The organism is Halomonas sp. A020, from assembly GCF_027943625.1.
Lineage (GTDB): Bacteria > Pseudomonadota > Gammaproteobacteria > Pseudomonadales > Halomonadaceae > Vreelandella > Vreelandella piezotolerans.
In genome coordinates this window covers 3,470,294-3,488,396 of the sequence record NZ_AP022850.1, presented here as the reverse complement: position 1 = coordinate 3,488,396, position 18,103 = coordinate 3,470,294, and the positions used below count along the sequence as shown (strand labels likewise).

18 protein-coding genes are annotated in these 18,103 nt (G+C 57.4%); 15 read left to right on the top strand and 3 right to left on the bottom strand.

Annotation, left to right across the window (positions count from 1 at the left end):
• Positions 1–116: 116 nt before the first annotated feature.
• The 9 genes from FRH_RS16430 (at position 117) to FRH_RS16390 (ending at position 9,288) form a co-directional block, all read left to right on the top strand.
• On the top strand, positions 117–902 hold the full coding sequence (locus FRH_RS16430; RefSeq protein WP_153843692.1) for an ABC transporter ATP-binding protein: 786 nt from the start codon (positions 117–119) through the stop codon (positions 900–902).
• Complete coding sequence (locus tag FRH_RS16425) at positions 899–1,648, top strand: ABC transporter ATP-binding protein (RefSeq protein ID WP_139527312.1); 750 nt, start codon at positions 899–901, stop codon at positions 1,646–1,648. Before FRH_RS16430 ends, FRH_RS16425 begins: the two co-directional genes overlap by 4 nt.
• Before the next feature lie 126 nt (positions 1,649–1,774).
• On the top strand, positions 1,775–2,998 hold the full coding sequence (locus FRH_RS16420) for an ABC transporter substrate-binding protein (RefSeq protein WP_153843693.1): 1,224 nt from the start codon (positions 1,775–1,777) through the stop codon (positions 2,996–2,998).
• A 146-nt stretch (positions 2,999–3,144) separates the two neighbouring features.
• Positions 3,145–4,032: a branched-chain amino acid ABC transporter permease gene (locus FRH_RS16415; protein WP_139527314.1), complete on the top strand. Its 888-nt coding sequence runs from the start codon at positions 3,145–3,147 to the stop codon at positions 4,030–4,032.
• Positions 4,033–4,034: 2 nt separating this feature from the next.
• Positions 4,035–5,042 (top strand): branched-chain amino acid ABC transporter permease, encoded by a 1,008-nt coding sequence (locus FRH_RS16410; RefSeq protein WP_239295667.1) that lies wholly within the window; start codon positions 4,035–4,037, stop codon positions 5,040–5,042.
• Between the two features lie 240 nt (positions 5,043–5,282).
• Positions 5,283–6,437 (top strand): acyl-CoA dehydrogenase family protein, encoded by a 1,155-nt coding sequence (locus FRH_RS16405; protein WP_239295668.1) that lies wholly within the window; start codon positions 5,283–5,285, stop codon positions 6,435–6,437.
• A 47-nt stretch (positions 6,438–6,484) separates the two neighbouring features.
• Positions 6,485–7,600, top strand: coding sequence for an enoyl-CoA hydratase/isomerase family protein (locus tag FRH_RS16400; protein ID WP_281997266.1), 1,116 nt, complete (start codon positions 6,485–6,487; stop codon positions 7,598–7,600).
• Positions 7,601–7,645: 45 nt separating this feature from the next.
• Entirely contained in the window at positions 7,646–8,542 is an 897-nt protein-coding gene (mmsB, locus tag FRH_RS16395; protein WP_281997265.1) for a 3-hydroxyisobutyrate dehydrogenase, read from the top strand.
• A 119-nt stretch (positions 8,543–8,661) separates the two neighbouring features.
• Positions 8,662–9,288: a glutathione S-transferase family protein gene (locus FRH_RS16390; protein WP_281997264.1), complete on the top strand. Its 627-nt coding sequence runs from the start codon at positions 8,662–8,664 to the stop codon at positions 9,286–9,288.
• Positions 9,289–9,414: 126 nt separating this feature from the next.
• Here the strand turns inward: FRH_RS16390 and FRH_RS16385 are convergent, their stop codons facing one another.
• Both FRH_RS16385 and FRH_RS16380 read right to left on the bottom strand, forming a co-directional pair.
• Positions 9,415–10,335 carry a 2-dehydropantoate 2-reductase gene (locus tag FRH_RS16385; RefSeq protein WP_281997263.1) on the bottom strand — a complete coding sequence of 307 codons (921 nt, stop codon included), beginning with the start codon at positions 10,333–10,335 and terminating at the stop codon, positions 9,415–9,417.
• A 264-nt stretch (positions 10,336–10,599) separates the two neighbouring features.
• On the bottom strand, positions 10,600–12,465 hold the full coding sequence (locus FRH_RS16380) for an EAL domain-containing protein (RefSeq protein ID WP_239283695.1): 1,866 nt from the start codon (positions 12,463–12,465) through the stop codon (positions 10,600–10,602).
• A 266-nt stretch (positions 12,466–12,731) separates the two neighbouring features.
• Between FRH_RS16380 and FRH_RS16375 the strand changes: the two genes are divergently transcribed.
• Complete coding sequence (locus FRH_RS16375) at positions 12,732–13,526, top strand: 2OG-Fe dioxygenase family protein (RefSeq protein ID WP_239283677.1); 795 nt, start codon at positions 12,732–12,734, stop codon at positions 13,524–13,526.
• A 77-nt stretch (positions 13,527–13,603) separates the two neighbouring features.
• Here FRH_RS16375 and FRH_RS16370 read toward each other — a convergent pair whose 3' ends face one another.
• Entirely contained in the window at positions 13,604–14,131 is a 528-nt protein-coding gene (locus FRH_RS16370; protein ID WP_231125638.1) for an invasion associated locus B family protein, read from the bottom strand.
• Positions 14,132–14,339: 208 nt separating this feature from the next.
• On the opposite strand from FRH_RS16370, the gene FRH_RS16365 reads away from it, so the two are divergent.
• From FRH_RS16365 to map, 5 genes are all read left to right on the top strand, one after another.
• The gene (locus FRH_RS16365; protein ID WP_139527323.1) at positions 14,340–15,137 is read left to right on the top strand and encodes a M48 family metallopeptidase; all 798 of its coding nucleotides are present in this window, start codon (positions 14,340–14,342) and stop codon (positions 15,135–15,137) included.
• 64 nt (positions 15,138–15,201) lie between these two features.
• Positions 15,202–16,407 (top strand): GGDEF domain-containing protein, encoded by a 1,206-nt coding sequence (locus FRH_RS16360; protein ID WP_153843701.1) that lies wholly within the window; start codon positions 15,202–15,204, stop codon positions 16,405–16,407.
• Between the two features lie 18 nt (positions 16,408–16,425).
• On the top strand, positions 16,426–16,836 hold the full coding sequence (locus FRH_RS16355) for a DUF2784 domain-containing protein (RefSeq protein ID WP_139527325.1): 411 nt from the start codon (positions 16,426–16,428) through the stop codon (positions 16,834–16,836).
• A gap of 222 nt (positions 16,837–17,058) precedes the next feature.
• Positions 17,059–17,265, top strand: a complete 207-nt coding sequence (locus FRH_RS16350) for a ParD-like family protein (protein WP_139527326.1) — start codon at positions 17,059–17,061, stop codon at positions 17,263–17,265.
• Positions 17,258–18,046: a type I methionyl aminopeptidase gene (gene map, locus FRH_RS16345; RefSeq protein ID WP_139527327.1), complete on the top strand. Its 789-nt coding sequence runs from the start codon at positions 17,258–17,260 to the stop codon at positions 18,044–18,046. The genes FRH_RS16350 and map overlap by 8 nt, the downstream gene beginning before the upstream one ends.
• Positions 18,047–18,103: the final 57 nt, after the last annotated feature.

The following is an 18,103-nucleotide window of genomic DNA, read 5'->3' as shown; positions in this document are numbered from 1 at the left end:
ATACCCACTGAGAGGTTGCTAGTTTGCAGCTACACCTTACGTTCAGGTAAGGATGCGTTGCTGGCTAACGAGTTTCGCTTCCCACCGTACAAGAACAACAAGAGGCGTATTACCTCATGCGTGCAGACGAAGTGACCAAGGGGCCAGTGCTCGAAACACGAGGGCTGACCAAGGAGTTTCGCGGCTTCACCGCCGTGGATAACGTTAACCTGCAAGTGCAGGAAGGGCATATCCACGCGTTGATTGGCCCTAATGGGGCAGGAAAAACCACGGTGTTCAACCTGCTCACCAAGTTTCTCCCCCCTACACGGGGTGACATTCTCTATCGTGGCCAATCCATCACTAGCAAAAAATCCAACGAAATCGCCCAGCTGGGCTTGGTACGTTCGTTCCAAATTTCGGCGGTGTTTGCTCATATGACCGCGCTAGAAAACGTTCGCGTGGCGCTCCAGCGCCAGCTGGGCACCTCCTTCCATTTCTGGAAATCGGAAAAGTCGCTGGATCACCTCAACGACCGCGCTCTGGCGCTGCTCGATGAAGTAGGCTTGCGCGAATACGCCGATACGCTCACCGTCGAAATGCCCTACGGCCGCAAACGCGCGCTGGAAGTAGCGACGACGTTGGCCCTGGACCCCAGCATGATGCTGCTGGACGAACCCACTCAGGGGATGGGCGCCGAAGACGTCGATCGCATCGTGGCACTGATCAAGCGAGTCTCCCAAGGCCGTACGGTGCTGATGGTCGAGCACAACTTGAGCGTGGTCAGCCGGCTGTGTGATCGCATTACCGTGCTGGCGCGGGGGGCGGTGTTGGCAGAGGGCGACTACGACAGCGTGTCGCGTAACCCCTTGGTGCGTGAAGCCTATATGGGCAGCGAAGCAGCAGAGGAGGCGACTGCATGAACACCGCTGAAGCTCTCGACTATCAAGATGCGCCCGACAATCAAAGCTTGGAAATGCTGCGCGTGCAGGACCTGCACGCCTTCTACGGCGAGTCGCACATTCTGCACGGCGTGAATTTTGACGTGAAGCGGGGTGAGCTGGTCACTTTGCTGGGCCGCAACGGTGCAGGGCGTAGTACCACGCTCAAAGCGATCATGAACATGGTGGGTCGACGCACGGGGTCGATCGTCATCAATGGCAACGAAACGCTACGCATGAAGCCGCACCACATTCCTCGGTTAGGCATTGGCTACTGCCCGGAAGAGCGCGGCATTTTCGCAAGCTTGGACGTGCATGAAAACCTGCTGCTACCGCCCACCGTGCGTTCCGGCGGTATGAGCCTAGACGAAATTTACGCCATGTTCCCCAATCTCTATGAGCGCCGTAGAAGCCAGGGCACGCGGCTCTCAGGCGGCGAGCAGCAGATGCTGGCCATGGCACGTATTCTGCGTACCGGCGCACGTTTGCTACTGCTCGATGAGATCACCGAGGGGTTGGCCCCGGTCATTGTGCAGAAGCTGGGCGAGGTACTGGTGCAGTTGAAGGAGCGCGGTATGACCATCGTGCTGGTCGAGCAGAACTTCCGCTTTGCCGCGCCGCTGGCCGATCGCCACTTCGTGATGGACCACGGTCAAATCGTCGAAGAGATCACGGCAGAGCAGTTGCCGTCACGGCGGGAACACTTGAACAGCATGCTGGGGGTATGAATCGCACACTATCTAAACGGTAAGTACGGCCTTAAAAACAACAAACGCAGTACAGATGCTCCACACATCAACGCTTTAGAACGTCCGCATCATAAAAACAAAGGCCCTCGGGGCCAGGAGACGAACATGACCTTTATGAAAAAAACGCTGGCCGCCAGCATCGCCGTTGCCGCTGCCTCTAGCATGGCGATTTCGACCGCTCACGCCGAGATCAGCGATGGCGAGGTACGTATTGGCTATTTGGCCGATATGTCCGGCACCTATCGCGATCTGGCAGGCCCAGGCGGTCAAACCGCCATGGAAATGGCGGTGGCCGATTTTGGCGGTAGCGTGAACGGCTCGCCCATCGTGGTGTTTAGTGCCGATGACCGTAACAGCGCCGACGTAGGGGCCAACACCGTGCGCGAGTGGATCGATCAGCGCAACGTCGATATGGTCGGTGGCCTGGTGGCCTCATCGGTTTCCATTGCCGTGACCAAGGTGCTGGAAGAGAACGACGGTCTGGGTATCGTCTCTGGCTCGGCAGCATCCAGTATTACCAATGAACACTGCACCCCGAACCACATTCATTGGGTATACGACACCTATCCGCTGGCCAACGGTACGGCAAAAGCCGTCGTCGAACAGGGCGGCGATAGCTGGTTCCTACTGACCGCTGACTACGCCTTCGGTCATGCGCTGGAAGCCGACGTGACCAGCGTGGTCGAGGCCAACGGCGGCGAAATCGTCGGTGGCGTGCGTCATCCGTTCCCCACCAGTGATTTCTCCTCCTATATTCTTCAGGCACAAGGTTCTGGCGCGAAAATCGTGGGTCTCGCCAACGCCGGAGCCGACACGGTCAACGCCATTACCACCGCCAGCCAGTTCGGCTTGACCCAAAGCGGCCAGCAGCTTGCGGGCCTGCTGATCTTCTTGAACGACGTGCACGCGCTGGGCCTGGAGGCCACCCAAGGTCTGCTGCTGACCACCGGTTGGTACTGGGATATGGATGACGAGGCGCGCGCGTGGTCCGAGCGTTACTTTGAAGAGACCGGACGCATGCCCACCATGGTGCAAGCTGGTATTTACTCCAGCACCATGCACTACCTGAAAGCCGTGGAAGCCGCAGGGACAGATGACCCCGAAACCGTGCGCGCCAAAATGGCCGAAGAGCCGATCAACGACTTCTTCGCCCGTAACGGCAGCATCCGTGAAGATGGCCGCATGATCCATGACATGTACCTCGCTCAAGTCAAAACGCCGGAAGAGTCCACCGGCGAATGGGATCTTTACGAAATCCTGAGCACTATCCCTGCCGCAGAAGCCTACCGTCCGCTATCAGAAAGTCAGTGCTCGCTGGTGCAAAACTGAGGGGCTAAACGCCGCGAGTCAGGGTGTTGGTCGCCTTGGCTCGCCGCCAAGCAAGCCGTAACGGCGTAATGAAAAGGCGTTATTCACTATAAATGCGCTGGGGCGGCCCGCTGGGCTGCCCGCTTAGCGGCGAGGAGAGTCATACCATGACGATGATATTCGGCGTGCCAATGGCCGTGTTCATGGGCCAGCTAACGCTTGGGCTCGTGAACGGTGCCTTTTACGCACTGCTTAGTTTGGGCCTGGCGGTCATCTTCGGCCTACTGAAGATCGTCAACTTTGCCCACGGGGCGCAGTACATGCTGGGCGCCTTTGCCGCGCTGCTGGGCTTTCGTTATCTGGGCATCAATTATTGGCTAGCTCTGATTTTGGTGCCGCTGGTGGTGGGCGGTTTTGGCATGCTGATGGAGCGTTTTCTGCTGCGTCGCATTGCTCACCTGGACCACCTTTACGGACTACTGCTGACCTTCGGATTAGCGCTGATTTTCGAAGGCACGCTGATCAACTTTTTCGGCGTTTCTGGAGCGCGTTACGCCACCCCCGAGATTCTGCAGGGCGGCCTGAACCTGGGCTTCATGTTCCTGCCGACCTACCGCGCATGGGTATTGGTAGCGGCGCTTGCTATGTGTCTTTTCACCTGGTTCATGATCGAGCGTACCCGTTTGGGCGCTTACCTGCGGGCGGGTACCGAAAACTCCCAGCTCATGCAGGCGTTTGGCGTGAACGTACCGCTGCTGATTACGTTGACCTACGGGTTCGGGGTTGGGCTTGCCGCCTTTGCAGGCGTGCTGGCGGCACCGCTGTACCCGGTGTCGCCCACCATGGGATCTAGCCTGCTGATCGTGGTGTTTGCCGTGGTGGTGATTGGCGGTATGGGCTCGATCTTAGGCGCTATTTTGACGGGGTTGGGTATGGGGATCATCGAAGGGCTGACCAAGGTGTACTACCCCGAAGCCTCTAACACCGTGATCTTTTTGGTCATGATCTTGGTGCTCATGTTACGCCCCGCTGGGCTGTTTGGTAAGGAGGCTTAACCATGACAACCACGTCTTCCTCTTCATCTTCGGCCACGTCGCTGCCCTCGGCAGTGCAGGAGCGCCAGCGGCGCGCCAAACTCCGCCGCAACATGTTTTATCTGGCGCTGTTGGTAGTGGGGTTGGTTGCGCCCTTCGTAGCGTACCCGGTCTTTTTGATGAAGATTCTCTGTTTTGCGCTGTTTGCTTGCGCGTTTAACCTGCTGTTGGGCTATGCCGGGCTGCTCTCGTTTGGCCATGCGGCCTTCTTGGCGACCGGTGGCTATGTGACGGGCTATCTACTGGCCAGCTATCCAGGTCTCACGCCCGAACTGGGTATTCTCGCAGGCACGGCGATGGCGACGCTGCTGGGGGCGCTGTTTGGCGTGCTCTCCATTCGCCGCCAGGGCATCTACTTCGCCATGGTAACGCTGGCGCTCGCACAGCTGATGTTCTTCGTGTTCGTGCAGTCGTCGTTCACCGGTGGGGAAGATGGCCTGCACGGTGTGCCGAGAGGGCATCTGTTCGGGATGCTCGACCTGAGCAGTAACCTCGCCATGTACTACTTCGTGTTTGCAGTTTTCGTGTTCGGCTTTGCCGTCATTCAGCGCGCCGTTCACTCCCCTTTTGGGCAAGTTCTGAAAGCCATTCGTGAAAACGAGCCGCGTGCCGTGTCGCTGGGCTATAACGTGGATGCCTACAAGCTGTTGGCATTCGTTCTCTCGGCGGCGCTGGCGGGGTTGGCGGGTTCCACCAAAACCGTCGTCTTTCAGTTGGCCTCGCTCACCGATGCTCACTGGCACATGTCGGGCGAAGTCATTTTGATGACGCTGCTGGGCGGCGTCGGGACGCTGCTCGGTCCTCTAATGGGAGCGGGGCTGGTGGTCAGCTTACAGCACCTGCTGGCGCAGTCGCCGCTAGGTAACTGGGTGAGTGTGATTCTCGGCATCATCTTCGTGATATGCGTACTCAGCTTCCGTAGCGGCATCGTTGGCGAGCTGGCCAAGATGTACCGCAAGAACTTCAAATGACCGATTCCCGTTAACCGCGTCTGTCCGTGGATTGGGTGCCTTTGGGCACCCTTTTTTCTGCCTGATCGGAAGCGTTGGCCACCTTCTACGCCAAAGGTATTGGGGGATTGGGTTGCGCCGCACAAGCTAAAAATATAAGTTAACGTAAACGTCAACATTGCCAATAATGACAACAACCGTGTGTGACTGTCCCACTGCCTCAAAAGGGCGCAGGCCACCCACGCGCTGTGGAGATACGCCATGAATTTCGAGCTAAGTGAAGACCAAGTCGCCTTTTCCGATATGGCCCGAGCGTTCGCTCAGAACGAGCTAGAGCCCCACGCCGCCGAATGGGACGCAGAATCTTTTTTCCCTGTCGATGTGATTCGTAAAGCAGGAGAGTTGGGCTTTTGCTCGCTCTACGCCCCGGAAAGCGTCGGTGGGCTGGGACTTTCACGGCTGGATGCCAGCATCATTTTCGAGCAGCTCTCGATGGGCTGCACTTCCACTACCGCGTACCTCACCATCCATAACATGGTGACCTGGATGCTGGCTGATTTCGGCACGCGGGAGGCCGTGGCGCAGTGGGGCGAAAAGCTGGCGACGGGTGAGCTATTGGGCTCCTACTGTCTGACCGAGCCCAATTCAGGGTCCGATGCAGCATCCCTTAAAACTACTGCAAAGCGCGATGGTGAACACTATGTGTTGAACGGCAGCAAGATGTTCATTTCCGGGGCGGGCAGTACCGACTTCCTGGTGGTGATGGCTCGGACCGGCGGTGAAGGCCCCGGCGGCGTTTCCGCCTTTGCGGTGGATGCCAAGAGCGAGGGCATCAGCTACGGCCGTAAAGAGGACAAGATGGGCTGGAATAGCCAGCCCACCCGTATGATTACCTTCGAAGACGTGCGCGTCCCCGCTAACCACCTGCTGGGTAACGAAGGTGACGGTTTCAAAATCGCCATGAAGGGGCTGGACGGCGGGCGTATCAACATTGCCACCTGTTCCATCGGCACGGCCCAGCAGGCGCTGAATAAAGCCCGCGAGTACATGCTCGAGCGCAAGCAGTTCGGCAAGCGTTTGGCCGATTTTCAGGCCCTGCAATTTCGCCTGGCCGATATGGTCACCGAGCTCGTCGCCGCCCGTCAGCTAGTGCGCATGGCCGCCACCAAGCTGGACGCGGGTCACCCGGATGCCACCACCTATTGCGCCATGGCCAAACGCTTCGCGACGGACGTGGGCTTCAAAGTATGCGATGAAGCGCTGCAGCTTTATGGCGGCAATGGCTACATCAAGGAGTACCCAATGGAGCGCTACGTGCGTGATACCCGCGTACACCGTATTCTGGAAGGCACCAACGAAATCATGCGGCTGATCATTTCCCGCCGCGTACTGGCCGACGGTGCCGCCGAGCTATAGTCGCCGGGGCACCTGCCACCGAGCCCCTTTCATAACAAGGACAAACGATGAGTTGCGTACTGTTTGAAGAGCACACCACCCAAGATGGCCATGTGATTGGCGAGATCACCTTGAACGCCGAGCGCTCGCTCAACGCGCTGACGTTGGACATGATCGAAGAGATCCTACCGCGCCTGAGTCAGTGGCAATCTGACGATCGGGTCGTGGCCGTGCTGCTGGATAGCGCCGGTGAGAAAGCCTTCTGCGCCGGTGGCGATGTGGTCAATCTCTACAAAGCCATTCAAGGCGAGGGGGCCGCCGATTTCCCCGAGCGCTTCTTCGAGAACGAATACCGTCTGGATTATCAGCTCCATACGTTTCCCAAACCGGTGATTTGCTGGGGCAACGGCATCGTGATGGGCGGCGGCATGGGGTTACTCAGCGGCAGCAGCCACCGCATCGTCACCGAAACCTCGCGGCTGGCCATGCCGGAAGTCACCATTGGGCTATACCCAGACGTGGGGGCGAGCTGGTTCCTCAACCGTTTGCCGGGCGGTGCCGGGCGGTTTTTGGCGATGACCGGCGGGCAAATCAACGCACCGGACGCGGTTCATTTAGGCCTGGCCGACCGCGCCATTGCCAGCCACCACCGTGGCGCATTGGCTGAAAAGCTGTTGGCCGCTAACTGGGGCGAGGGCGCAGACACCGACGCCCATGGCGTGGTGAACCGCGTGCTACGCGAGCTGGAGCAAGCCTCCCAAAACGTCTTTGCGGAGATGGAAGCGCCGGTTTACAAGTTTGCTTCCCTGATTCGTGAGCTAATGGACCACGACAACGTCGAGCAGATGGTCGAGGCCGTATTGGCCGTGCAGACCGACGACCAGTGGTTCAGCAAAGCGCAAAAAACCTTGGCCCACGGCAGTCCCGTGTCGGTCAAACTGATCCACGAGCAGCTCAGCCGCGCCAAACACATGTCGTTGGCGGAAGTCTTCCAATTCGAGCTGGCGCTTTCGGTGCAGTGCTGCCGCCACCGAGAGTTCCCCGAAGGGGTGCGCGCGCTGCTGGTGGATAAAGACGGTCAGCCAAGCTGGACCTATCCGGATGTGGCCTCGGTCGAACCTGCTTTCATCGACGAGTTGCTGGCATCGCCTTGGGATACCAACCCGCTGGCAGACTTGGCATAACGTACCCTCATGCACCGCACATGACACGCTAACAAGGACAAAAAGATGACTACCGTTGCGTTTATTGGATTAGGCAATATGGGCGGCCCCATGGCCGCCAATCTGGCGAAAGCAGGCTTTACCGTGCGGGCCTTCGATCTCTCCGCTCAGGCGCTGGAGACCGCCCAATCGCAAGGCTGCGAGGTTGCCGCCACCGCCACAGAGGCCGCTACCGACGCCGATTTCATCATCTCCATGCTACCCGCAGGCAAGCACGTGCGGGGGCTTTACGTAGACGGCGCCGCGCCGCTGTTCGACGTCATCAAACCCAGTGCCTTGGTGATCGATTGTTCTACCATTGACGCCGACACCGCCCGCCAAGTCGCCGCCGCCGGAGCAGAAAAGAGCATTGGTTTTATGGATGCGCCGGTCTCCGGTGGGGTAGGCGGTGCCCAAGCGGGCACGCTGACGTTTATCGTCGGTGGCTCGGAAGAGCAGTTCGCCCAGGCGCAGCCGGTGCTGCAAGCCATGGGTAAAAACATCTTCCACGCGGGCAACCACGGCGCGGGGCAGGTCGCCAAAGTGTGCAACAACATGCTGCTGTCGATTCTGATGGCAGGTACCTGCGAAGCGATCAACATGGGCGTCAAAAATGGCCTCGACCCCGCCGTGCTGTCGGAAATCATGAAGCAAAGCTCCGGCGGCAACTGGGCACTGAACGTCTACAATCCTTATCCAGGGGTCATGGAAAACGCACCCGCCTCGAAAGGCTACCAAGGCGGTTTCCAGGTCGACCTGATGATCAAAGACCTCGGCCTTGCCATGGATGTCAGCCAGCAAAGCGCATCCCCGGTGCCCATGGGCTCCGCCGCTCGCTCGCTGTTCACCCTGCATAAAGCAGGCGGTAACGGTAAACTCGACTTCTCCAGCCTGCTCAAGTTGTATCAAGATAAGAGTGAGTAGTGAGTGGTAAACCGTGAGGCGATGGCGTAGCGCGGGGTAACGAGTAGCGCGAGGCACCTGCGAAGAGCGGCAACGCCGCCCTGGCTCGCCACTTCAATCTATCTAGCATAAGGACTTCCATGTTTACGCTTTGGGGCCGCAACAACTCCACCAACGTCAAAAAAGTACTCTGGGTACTGGAAGAGCTAGCGCTGCCCCACGAGCAGATCGTGGCGGGCCTGCACCACGGCGTGAACGACACGCCGGAATACCTCGCCATGAACCCCAATGGCCTGGTACCGCTACTCAAAGACGACGCGACGCAAAGCGTGCTGTGGGAGTCCAATACCATTCTGCGCTACTTGGCAGCGCAGTACGCCCCTAACCACTTCTGGATCGAAGAGCCCGCCAAGCGGGCGCAGATGGAAAAGTGGATGGACTGGTCCACCAGTCTGCTCACCCCCGCCCACCGCACCATTTTGATGGGGTACGTTCGCACCCCGCCGGAACAGCGCGATAGCGAACGGCTAAACCCCGCCATTGCTACCTGTGAAAAACTCCTTGCCCAGCTAGACACCGCGTTGAGCCAGCAGCCTTGGTTCTCCGGCGACGCCTTCGGCCTCGCCGATATCGCCATCGCTCCGTTCACTTACAACCTGCTCAACAGCGGCCTCTCCTGGCAACCCCGCCCGCACCTCCAGCGCTGGACAGAACGACTCGCCGAACGGCCCGCCTACCGCAAGATCGTGATGATTCCCGTTACCTAAAAACTCATTTTGAGCTCATCGTTTATTGTCGTTGCCGCTGAAGAGGGGCAATTATCCCGTAGCGCGGCGTAACGAGCCACGCGAGGCACCCGCTAAGGGCAGCATCGCTGCCCCTGTGCTGTTGTCTTAAAAGCCGACTTCCACTTGCGCCAACTCCCTATCCAACCCCTTCAACACCTCACACCTCAACCCATACCGCTCGGCACATTCAATCAACGGCCCCAAAATCGCCCCTCGCTCGGTCAGCCGTTTGGCCTCCACATCCTGCAACATCGAGGCTTTATTGTTCGCGGTGTTCTCCACCACCTGCCACACCAGTTCCAACCAGGCGGCTTCACCCTCGCCACCGTTCGGCGGCACAACCCCTTCCTTCGCTAAAATCGCCGCGACTTCCCTCACCACGGCCACTACGCGGTCTGAATAGGCATCTCCACGAAGCTCCCCATTACGCACGCCATGCAGCGCTACTAACGGGTTAATCGCCGCATTCACCGCTAACTTCTGCCACAGACGGCTGCGAATATCGTTCACCGCCGAAGCAGTAAGCCCAGCCTCACTCAGCAGCACCGCTAAGGATGCCGCTAACCCGGCGTGCTGGTTATCCAAATCCCCCACAAACGTTGGCCCGCGCCCGGCGTGTACTACGCCATCATCCCCGGTTAAGTACGCCCCCTGAGTCGTGGTGGCGCACAGCACCGGCCCGAACCACGTGTCGGTAATGCGCGGCTGCGCATAAAAACCGTTCTGCCACAGTACCAGTGGAGTAGAAGGGGGTAGCGCGCTGGTAATATTCGACAGCGCCGCCTCGGCGGCCATGGCTTTGGTGGTGATATGCACGAACGCAGGTGGTGCAGGCGTATCCGCCACCAACTGTTCAGCGGTAAGTGAGGTTAAGTGCTGAACATGCACGTCGCTTTCCGGTGTGGTTAGCACCTGCCGCGATGGCAATGCACGGCGGCCAATTATCGTCACATCAACGAGCGGGGCTAGGAAGTGCGCTAACAAACGGCCAATGGCCCCAGGGCCAAGAATCCAGTGGGTGGTCATGGAGGAAGCATCTTCAGCAGCGAACGTGTTGCAAAGCTTACCTTTTTCGGTGTGAAGAGGCTAAGAGTGAAAAGAACGGTGTGTGACTAGTTTCAATTGACGTCGATTCAAAAGATATGCCAATTCGTTCGGTAGTGTATTTGAAGAGGTCTAATCAAGACGATGAGCAAATGGTGGAGAACAATCCCGGTCATCAGTGGAAATCGCGCACAATCCACAAAAATAGAGCAACAAATGGAGCGGTAAGCCAAACCACAATAACCCTCAGCCCGATAACCCCCCAGGACCACCCACAAAACCGCTCAACAGCCGTTCGATTTCCTGGGCAGGCATCGGGCGGAAGAAGAAGAATCCTTGGATGAGATCGCAATGTAGGTCGCGCAGCAGGGAGAGCTGTTCGGCGTTCTCGACGCCTTCGGCCACTACCTCTAATCCCAATCGATGACCGATGAGGATGGCGCCTTCCAGAATGGCTCGGTCTTTTGGTTGGGTAGGCGCATCCTGAATGAAGGAGCGGTCGATCTTCAGGGCCGTGGCGGGGAAGTGCTTGAGATAGCTTAGGGAAGAGTAACCAATCCCGAAATCATCGATCGCAATGCGAATACCCCGATGATAAAGACGCCAAAGGTCTTCGAGGACGGTCTCGTCGGCTTCGATGAGGATGTTCTCGGTCAACTCGATGCCGATATCCTGCGGGGCCAAGCCGTGGCGCTGTAGCGTGTCCTCGAAACGTTTGAGGGCGCCGGGACGTGTCAGTTGCCGTCCCGAGATATTGATGTCGATCCGATGCTGATGAAACCCCTTGGCACGCCACGCTACCTGCTGGTGACAGGCTTCTTCGATGACCCAGTCGCCGAGACGATGGATCAAACCGGAGCGCTCGGCCAGCGGGATGAACTCGGCAGGCGAGATCGTCGGGCCCTCGGGGGGCTCCCAGCGCAGCAACGCTTCGAGGTTCTCTATTCCTCCGCTGACCGCGGAGACTTGCGGTTGGTAGTGCAGGGAGAGTTCGCCATTATCCAAGGCCTCTTCGAGTCGCGACGAAAGATAGTGCTGGCGAACCAGCTCATCATGCAGCTTCTGCTGGAAGAAACGTACGGTACCCCGGCCCTCGAGTTTGGCCCGGTTCTTGGCCACATCGGCATTTCGTATCAATTCCCGTGACGATTCACCATTGTCAGGAAAGAGCGCCACGCCCAGGCAGGCCGTGACCTGACGCTCCCGCCCATCCAAGACGAACGGTTTCCGAAAAACATTCTGAATACGACGAACCACGCGTTCGACATTGGTGGCTAAATGGCCGCAGGGAAAGGCCAGCACGAACTCATCGCTAGAGACGCGAGACACCAGGTCAGTGACGCGCTGGCACTCCCGCAGGCGTCGAGTCAGCTCCACGAGCAGGCGATCGCCCTGGTCATAACCAAGGGCATCATTGATCTCGACGAAGTGATCGATATCTAAATAAAGGGTGGCAAGACTGTTGCCCACACGGCGACAGGATTCCAGCAGGTTGTCCAGGTCCATCTCGAAGGTCTGCCGGTTAGGGAGATGGGTGAGCCTGTCGAATCGGGTGGCAAACTCCAGGTCCCGGTGGGCACGTTTCTGGTCAGAAAGATCGACATCCACGCAAAACAGCAAGGGGGCATCGGTATGCTCATTGAGCATCAGGTGCTGTGAATAGACCGATATCAGTTCGCCGGTTTTGTGCATGAGTTCGAGCTCTCCGGCGGGTATGGCGACGCCTTCTTCGATCCAGGCGCTATGCGCCTGAATCACTCCCTCACGCATAGGGCCCGGAATGATCAGGTCCTCCAGTAACTCTCCCAAGGCCTCTTCAGGTGTATAGCCATAGAGGCGGGTGCTGCCTTCGTTCCAGTAAATGACGCGTCGATCGCGGTCGTACCCTTGAACGGCCACTTTGGGAAGGCTTTCCAGCAGGGTGCGAAATCGTTGTTCACTTTCTAAGTATTGGCGGCGTACTAACTCGATCTCTTCTCTGCCTGCATCATGTAGATCGACGTCCTCCGCTGGCGGCGGCTTGGACACCTGACACCGCTCATTGGAAAACGCCTTGGGGTGCTTCTTCGGACGTTCCAGATCTCTGTGATGTCGGGAATCGCGGGCAGTCATGGGATCCACTTAAAGAAAAACACTTTCAATGGCCATCATAAGGGTAACCATAAGGCATTTTGTTGTATTTATCCTACACCTATTGGTAGGAGATGAATTACTCCGATATAACGCCGACGGTCTGATCCTTTTGGCAACAAAATCACTCTTTTTACCTACATTTCTTTGACATATCCTTGCAACTCTTTTCATTTTTCTTCTGTTGGCCGGGGTATTGATACCGGCCGCACCGGGCAATTCCGCCCAAAGAACAGGAGAATACTCACATGAAACTCGATACTCTCACACACGGTGTCGAACTTCCCTCTATGTCTGTCCATCCCATTGCCGAGTATTGGCGTCCGGAAGTGATCGAGGCGCTGCGGCATCAGGATTGGGCGAAGACCGATCTTCGCGAGCGAATCGATCTGGCTGCCTGGCAGGGGTTCGTGGCGGACTTGCCCCGCGATCCTTATGTCAATCTTCGCTGGAAGCGGATGTCATGGCTCGCTCTGAATGATCAGGGAGAGGTAGAGGATATGGGCCAGTGCCCCATGGCACAGGGAGGCGCTTTCAACGATGCGGAAAGCATGGCGGATCGCTTGCGGTATTATGATCCGCTGACGCAAGCGTTTTTAGAACGCCCCGATGTCAAGGCCTTCGTTCTCGCCTGGGCAACGCTTTGGGGCATCGGTGCGCACGAACCCATTCTGATGCAGATCACTGGGGTTCGCGGGGAAGGTGCCGTCGACCCTCTTCAGGGGCAGGGGATTCATGCCGATGGCTGCAAGGCGCTTAGCATTCTGGTCCTCAATCGGGAAAACGTCGCGGGCGCCGAAAACCACCTCTTTGCCGACAAGGCGGGCACGCAGTCATTGGTCGATATCACGCTGAACCCTGGTGATATTCTTCATCTGCGCGACGATCGGCTGTTTCACAGTGTCGATGGGATCGAACAGCTCGATAGTGAGGCCCCTTTCGAGCGTTTTATCATCATTATAAATAGCCGATTCGTGGATGATTTCCAAAACCGGATATTGCGTCGTCATTTCCCAAAAGCGGTCCTCAATGAGCGTCGCTGACACTCGCGGTAACTTGAACAACGAGTAATCACAGCGCCCCCGGGGTTCCGGGGGCGTTTTGCGTCGAGTCACTGTTTTCAGGGAGCGACGCGGTTACTGGCACTGGTGAAGCCCATCAATGAAATATCCAAATCTATACGGTCGCCGCGGGGACCTATCATGCTGAGGGTGGCTGTCGTTCCATTGCGCAGCTGTTGCAGCATAGCGGGCTCGATGGGGGCGTCAGCGCGGCAGCCTTGTTCCTGACAAACCTGATAGGGGAACTGGATAGGCTCTCCATTATCCACCACTAACTGCAAGCCCGCTGCCAAGCGAACCCCCAGTGGCACGAAGAAGCTCATGACGGGTCCGTCGATTTGCGGGGGGTGTTCGAGCACGACCTGCATCAATGGTTGGTCGCCGCCGGGCTGTGTGACCATTTGTACCATCGCGCAGCGAGCCGGGCCTTGGCTATCTTGGCAGCGTACTTCCCAATCTTGAAACGACTCGGTCGTGACATTACTTCCAGGTGCTGATCCCGGCTGTTGGCCGAAGGCGCTGGATGAAAACGCCAAGATCGATAACAGTCCCATCGTGCATAAGGTTTGAGTAAACCGGTGTGGCATTGCCTAATCTCCTATAGGTTTATGGATGGTGGATGAGGCTACCACCATGCCTGCTTGCTCCCTCGATATCCAGCGTAGTGACGATAGGCGCCAGGGTCGAGTGGGGACGCCTCTCTTCGACGCTAGTTGCTAACCTTTAGTAAGCTGCTTTGCCAGCGAAGCGACGTATACTCTGCGTCATGTTTCTCGATTTAGGCGACCTTTACGCATGTGTCTTCGATGTGTCAGACCCGTTTTCTTCCTCGCTCTATTGGCTTTGCTGGCGGGCTGTGGAGAAACGCCCACCGGGCGCTCCCAGCTGGCTCTGGTACCCGGCCCGTTAATGGCGGATATGGGCGCCGATGCTTTCGATCAGTTACGCAACACACAACCCATCAGCCGTGATGCGCAAGCGAACCAACTCGTCCAGTGCGTGGCGCGTTACGTGGTGGCCGGTGCCGAGGCGAGCTACCCTGGGCTCGATTTCCCTGAACGCTGGGAGGTGGTGGTATTTGAAGACCCTTCCCCCAATGCGTTTGCGCTGCCGGGCGGGCGGATCGGTGTGCATAGCGGCTTGCTGCGAGTGGCGCAAACCCCTGCACAGCTCGCTGCCGTCATGGGGCATGAAGTGGCTCACGTACTGGCCGACCACGGCAACGAACGCTTGACCCAAGAGCTGGGCATCAAGGCCGTGCTCGTAGTGGTAGGGCTGTTGGGAGAGGGCGAGTTTGGTAACCAGCAACTGATGCAGGCGTTGGGCGTGGGCGCTCAACTGGGCATTAGCCTGCCGTTTAGTCGTACTCACGAAGAGGAGGCCGACTTGATGGGCCTTGAGATCATGGCTCATGCCGGGTTCGACCCTCAGCAGAGCGTGGCGTTATGGCAGAACATGGCGGCTGCGGGTGGGGGGCAGCCGCCGGAATTCCTGTCCACCCACCCTGCCCATGAATCGCGCATACGGGCACTGCGAGGGGCGCTGGAAGAGGCCGATGCGACTTACCGCACGGTTGCTCCAGCGCAGTGTTGAGCAGAGCAGCCACCTTGTATTATCGAATTGAAAAATGGCGGAATAACGTGGGGAGTGTGGCGCTGTGCCGTTACAAAAAAAGCAGGATGTGGTGCATGGGCTAACCGGCCAATTTTGCGATGCTAGGCGTGAGCAGAGGTATCGTTGGTCTATCCAAGAACGCGTGCGAAGCGAGTTCCGTCTTGCCGTGAGCGTGGCGGCTGGTGTGTTTGGCATGTTTGCCATCGCGGATTACTACTTGTTGGGTCTTACCCGTGCGTTTTATACGCTGTTGGCCCTGCGCGTTGTGGTGGTCAGTCTATGCCTGTTGGTGGTGTATTTGGTGCGGCAGGGTAGCAAGTGTGATGACCGTCGTTGGCTACATGCCATACCGTTGTGGGTATTCGCCACGGGTATCATTTTGATCGTGCCGTTGCGTCCTGAGAGCCTATCCACGCAAATCACGGCCGTAGTGGTAGCCACGATGGCGTTCTATCTGCTGATTCCCAATCGCTTGATGATCGTGACGGCGGCAAGCCTCTATCTAAATATTGGCTTTTTAGTGGCGGCGGTGCTGTTTGCTGATGTGGCACCCGTGCCGACACTGTTGATCTCGTTGCTGCTGATCATGGGCATGGTGGTGGGGTTTTTTGCCTTGCTGCGCCTGGAAATCTTGCAGCGCAAGCAGTATGCGCTATTGCATGAAGAGCGCGATCAAAATAGCCAGCTTCATCAAGAAATCGCCCATCGGAAGTCGTTAGAAGAGCAGTTGAGGGTGCTGGCTGAGCGGGATGCGTTGACGAAACTCAATAACCGGGGCCACTTTATGAACGTGGCTAAACAGCTGCTGCAGAGCTGCCAAGCCGATCGTACGCCGTTCAGCCTATTGATGATCGATGTGGATCACTTCAAACACATCAACGACACCTGGGGGCACAGCTATGGCGATGGGGTGCTGGTCCGTATTGCCGAGGTCTGCGCCAATGCGCTGCGCCCATCGGATGTGATCGGACGCTTTGGTGGGGAAGAGTTCGTGGTGGCTCTGCCGAGCACAAGTGCTGCCGAGGCGGAGCACATCGCCGAACGCTTGAAGCAGCGAGTGGCGGCATTGGTCTTTAAAGATGGCGTGAGCGAACTGACACCGAGCGTCACCATCGGCGTAGCCACCAAAGATGCAGAAGCGAGTGGATTGGAGGCGTTGATCAAACGCGCTGATGAATTACTCTATGAAGGCAAACGCGCTGGTAGAGACCGCGTGGTGGTAGGCCGCGAAGGTCTCAGTCCCCGTTAACCAACCGGCTTTGATGTGATGTTGCCCAGCCAATGGCTACTACTTGCCGATCTCGTGCTGATTCTCCACGTGCTGTTCGTCGCTTTCGTGGTGGTTGGCGTGGTGGCTATTTACGTTGGGCGAGGATGCCGCTGGGCGTGGGTCCATCATCGTCCGTTTCGGTTACTCCATTTGAGCGCCATTGGTTATGTAGTGGCGCAGGCATGGTTAGGAGTGGTATGCCCGTTAACTACCCTGGAAATGGCGCTACGCGCCGAGGCGGGCGTTGCTACCTATGCAGGATCGTTTATTCAGCACTGGTTGCATCGTTTGCTTTATTTCTCCGCGCCAGAATGGGTGTTTGCGGTGGTCTACACGCTGTTTGGTGGATTAGTGCTGGCCAGTTGGTGGGTCGTCCCACCGAGGCGGCGAGGTAAACCACGCGGTTAAACACTCTACATGGTGATATATATTTGAATAACCGGCGGTTAGCCAGCAATGCCGTGCCGATTTCGAGAGACAGATGTAACCTCCCATCCCAATAGCGCCACCCCTGACACCGTTGGCCCTCGGCAGGCCATTTTGTTGATGGCAGCCGTCACTTGCTGCGCCTATTTTGAAAATATATGATACGTATATATTGTGTATTCATTTCATATATTAGGTGGCGTGATGGGTATCGTGAAGATTGACGATCAGTTGCATGAAGAATTGCGCAAAGCGAGCACGGTGATGGTGCGTTCAATCAACGCACAGGCGGAGTATTGGATCAAAATAGGCATGCTGGCTGAGGCAAACCCCAGTATGTCTTTCACTGACATTATTCATGAACAAATGAAGCAAGCCGACGTGGATGTCAGGAAGGTGATGGGTGAGTAGGGTTGCGCTGAAAAGTCCAGCAGAGCTTGCCTTGATGCGTGAGGCTGGAAAGCTGCTGGCGCAGGTATTTCACTATCTCGACACGCGCATCGTGCCGGGGATCTCGACGATGGCTATCGACCGCTGGGCCGAGCGTTACATTGTCGATGAACTGCACGCCCGGCCGGCGAGCAAGGGCCAGTACGATTATCCCTTCGTATTGAATGCCTCGGTGAATCACGTGGTATGTCATGGTATCCCATCCGACACCCAGATATTGACATCGGGGGATATCGTTAATGTGGATATCACCCTGGAAAAAAACGGCTTTATCGCCGATTCCAGCAAAACGTATTTGGTAGGGGACGTGACGCCCAACGCCAAGCGTTTGGTGGATAAAACCTATGAAGCCATGTGGCAGGGTATCCATGCGGTCAAGCCCGGTGCCACATTGGGCGACGTGGGGTACGCCATTCAGTATCACGCTGAACGCCACGGCTATTCGGTTGTACGTGAATACTGCGGCCACGGCATTGGTCGTGAGATGCACGAAGAGCCTCAAGTGCTGCACTATGGTAAGCGGGGCAAAGGCCTTACGCTGCAAGAGGGAATGGTGTTCACCATTGAGCCCATGATCAATATGGGCAAAGCCAAAATCAAAACCAAGCGCGATGGCTGGACCGTTGTCACCAGCGACAAAAAGCTCTCGGCTCAGTGGGAGCACACCGTGGCTGTGACGGCGACGGGGGTTGAAGTGCTGACGCTGCGCGATGACGAACACCTACCCGTCCTCAGCGATTAGCGCGGCGTCATCATCCTCTTCTGGCGAAGCGTCCCATGTGCGTTAAGCTGAAACGGC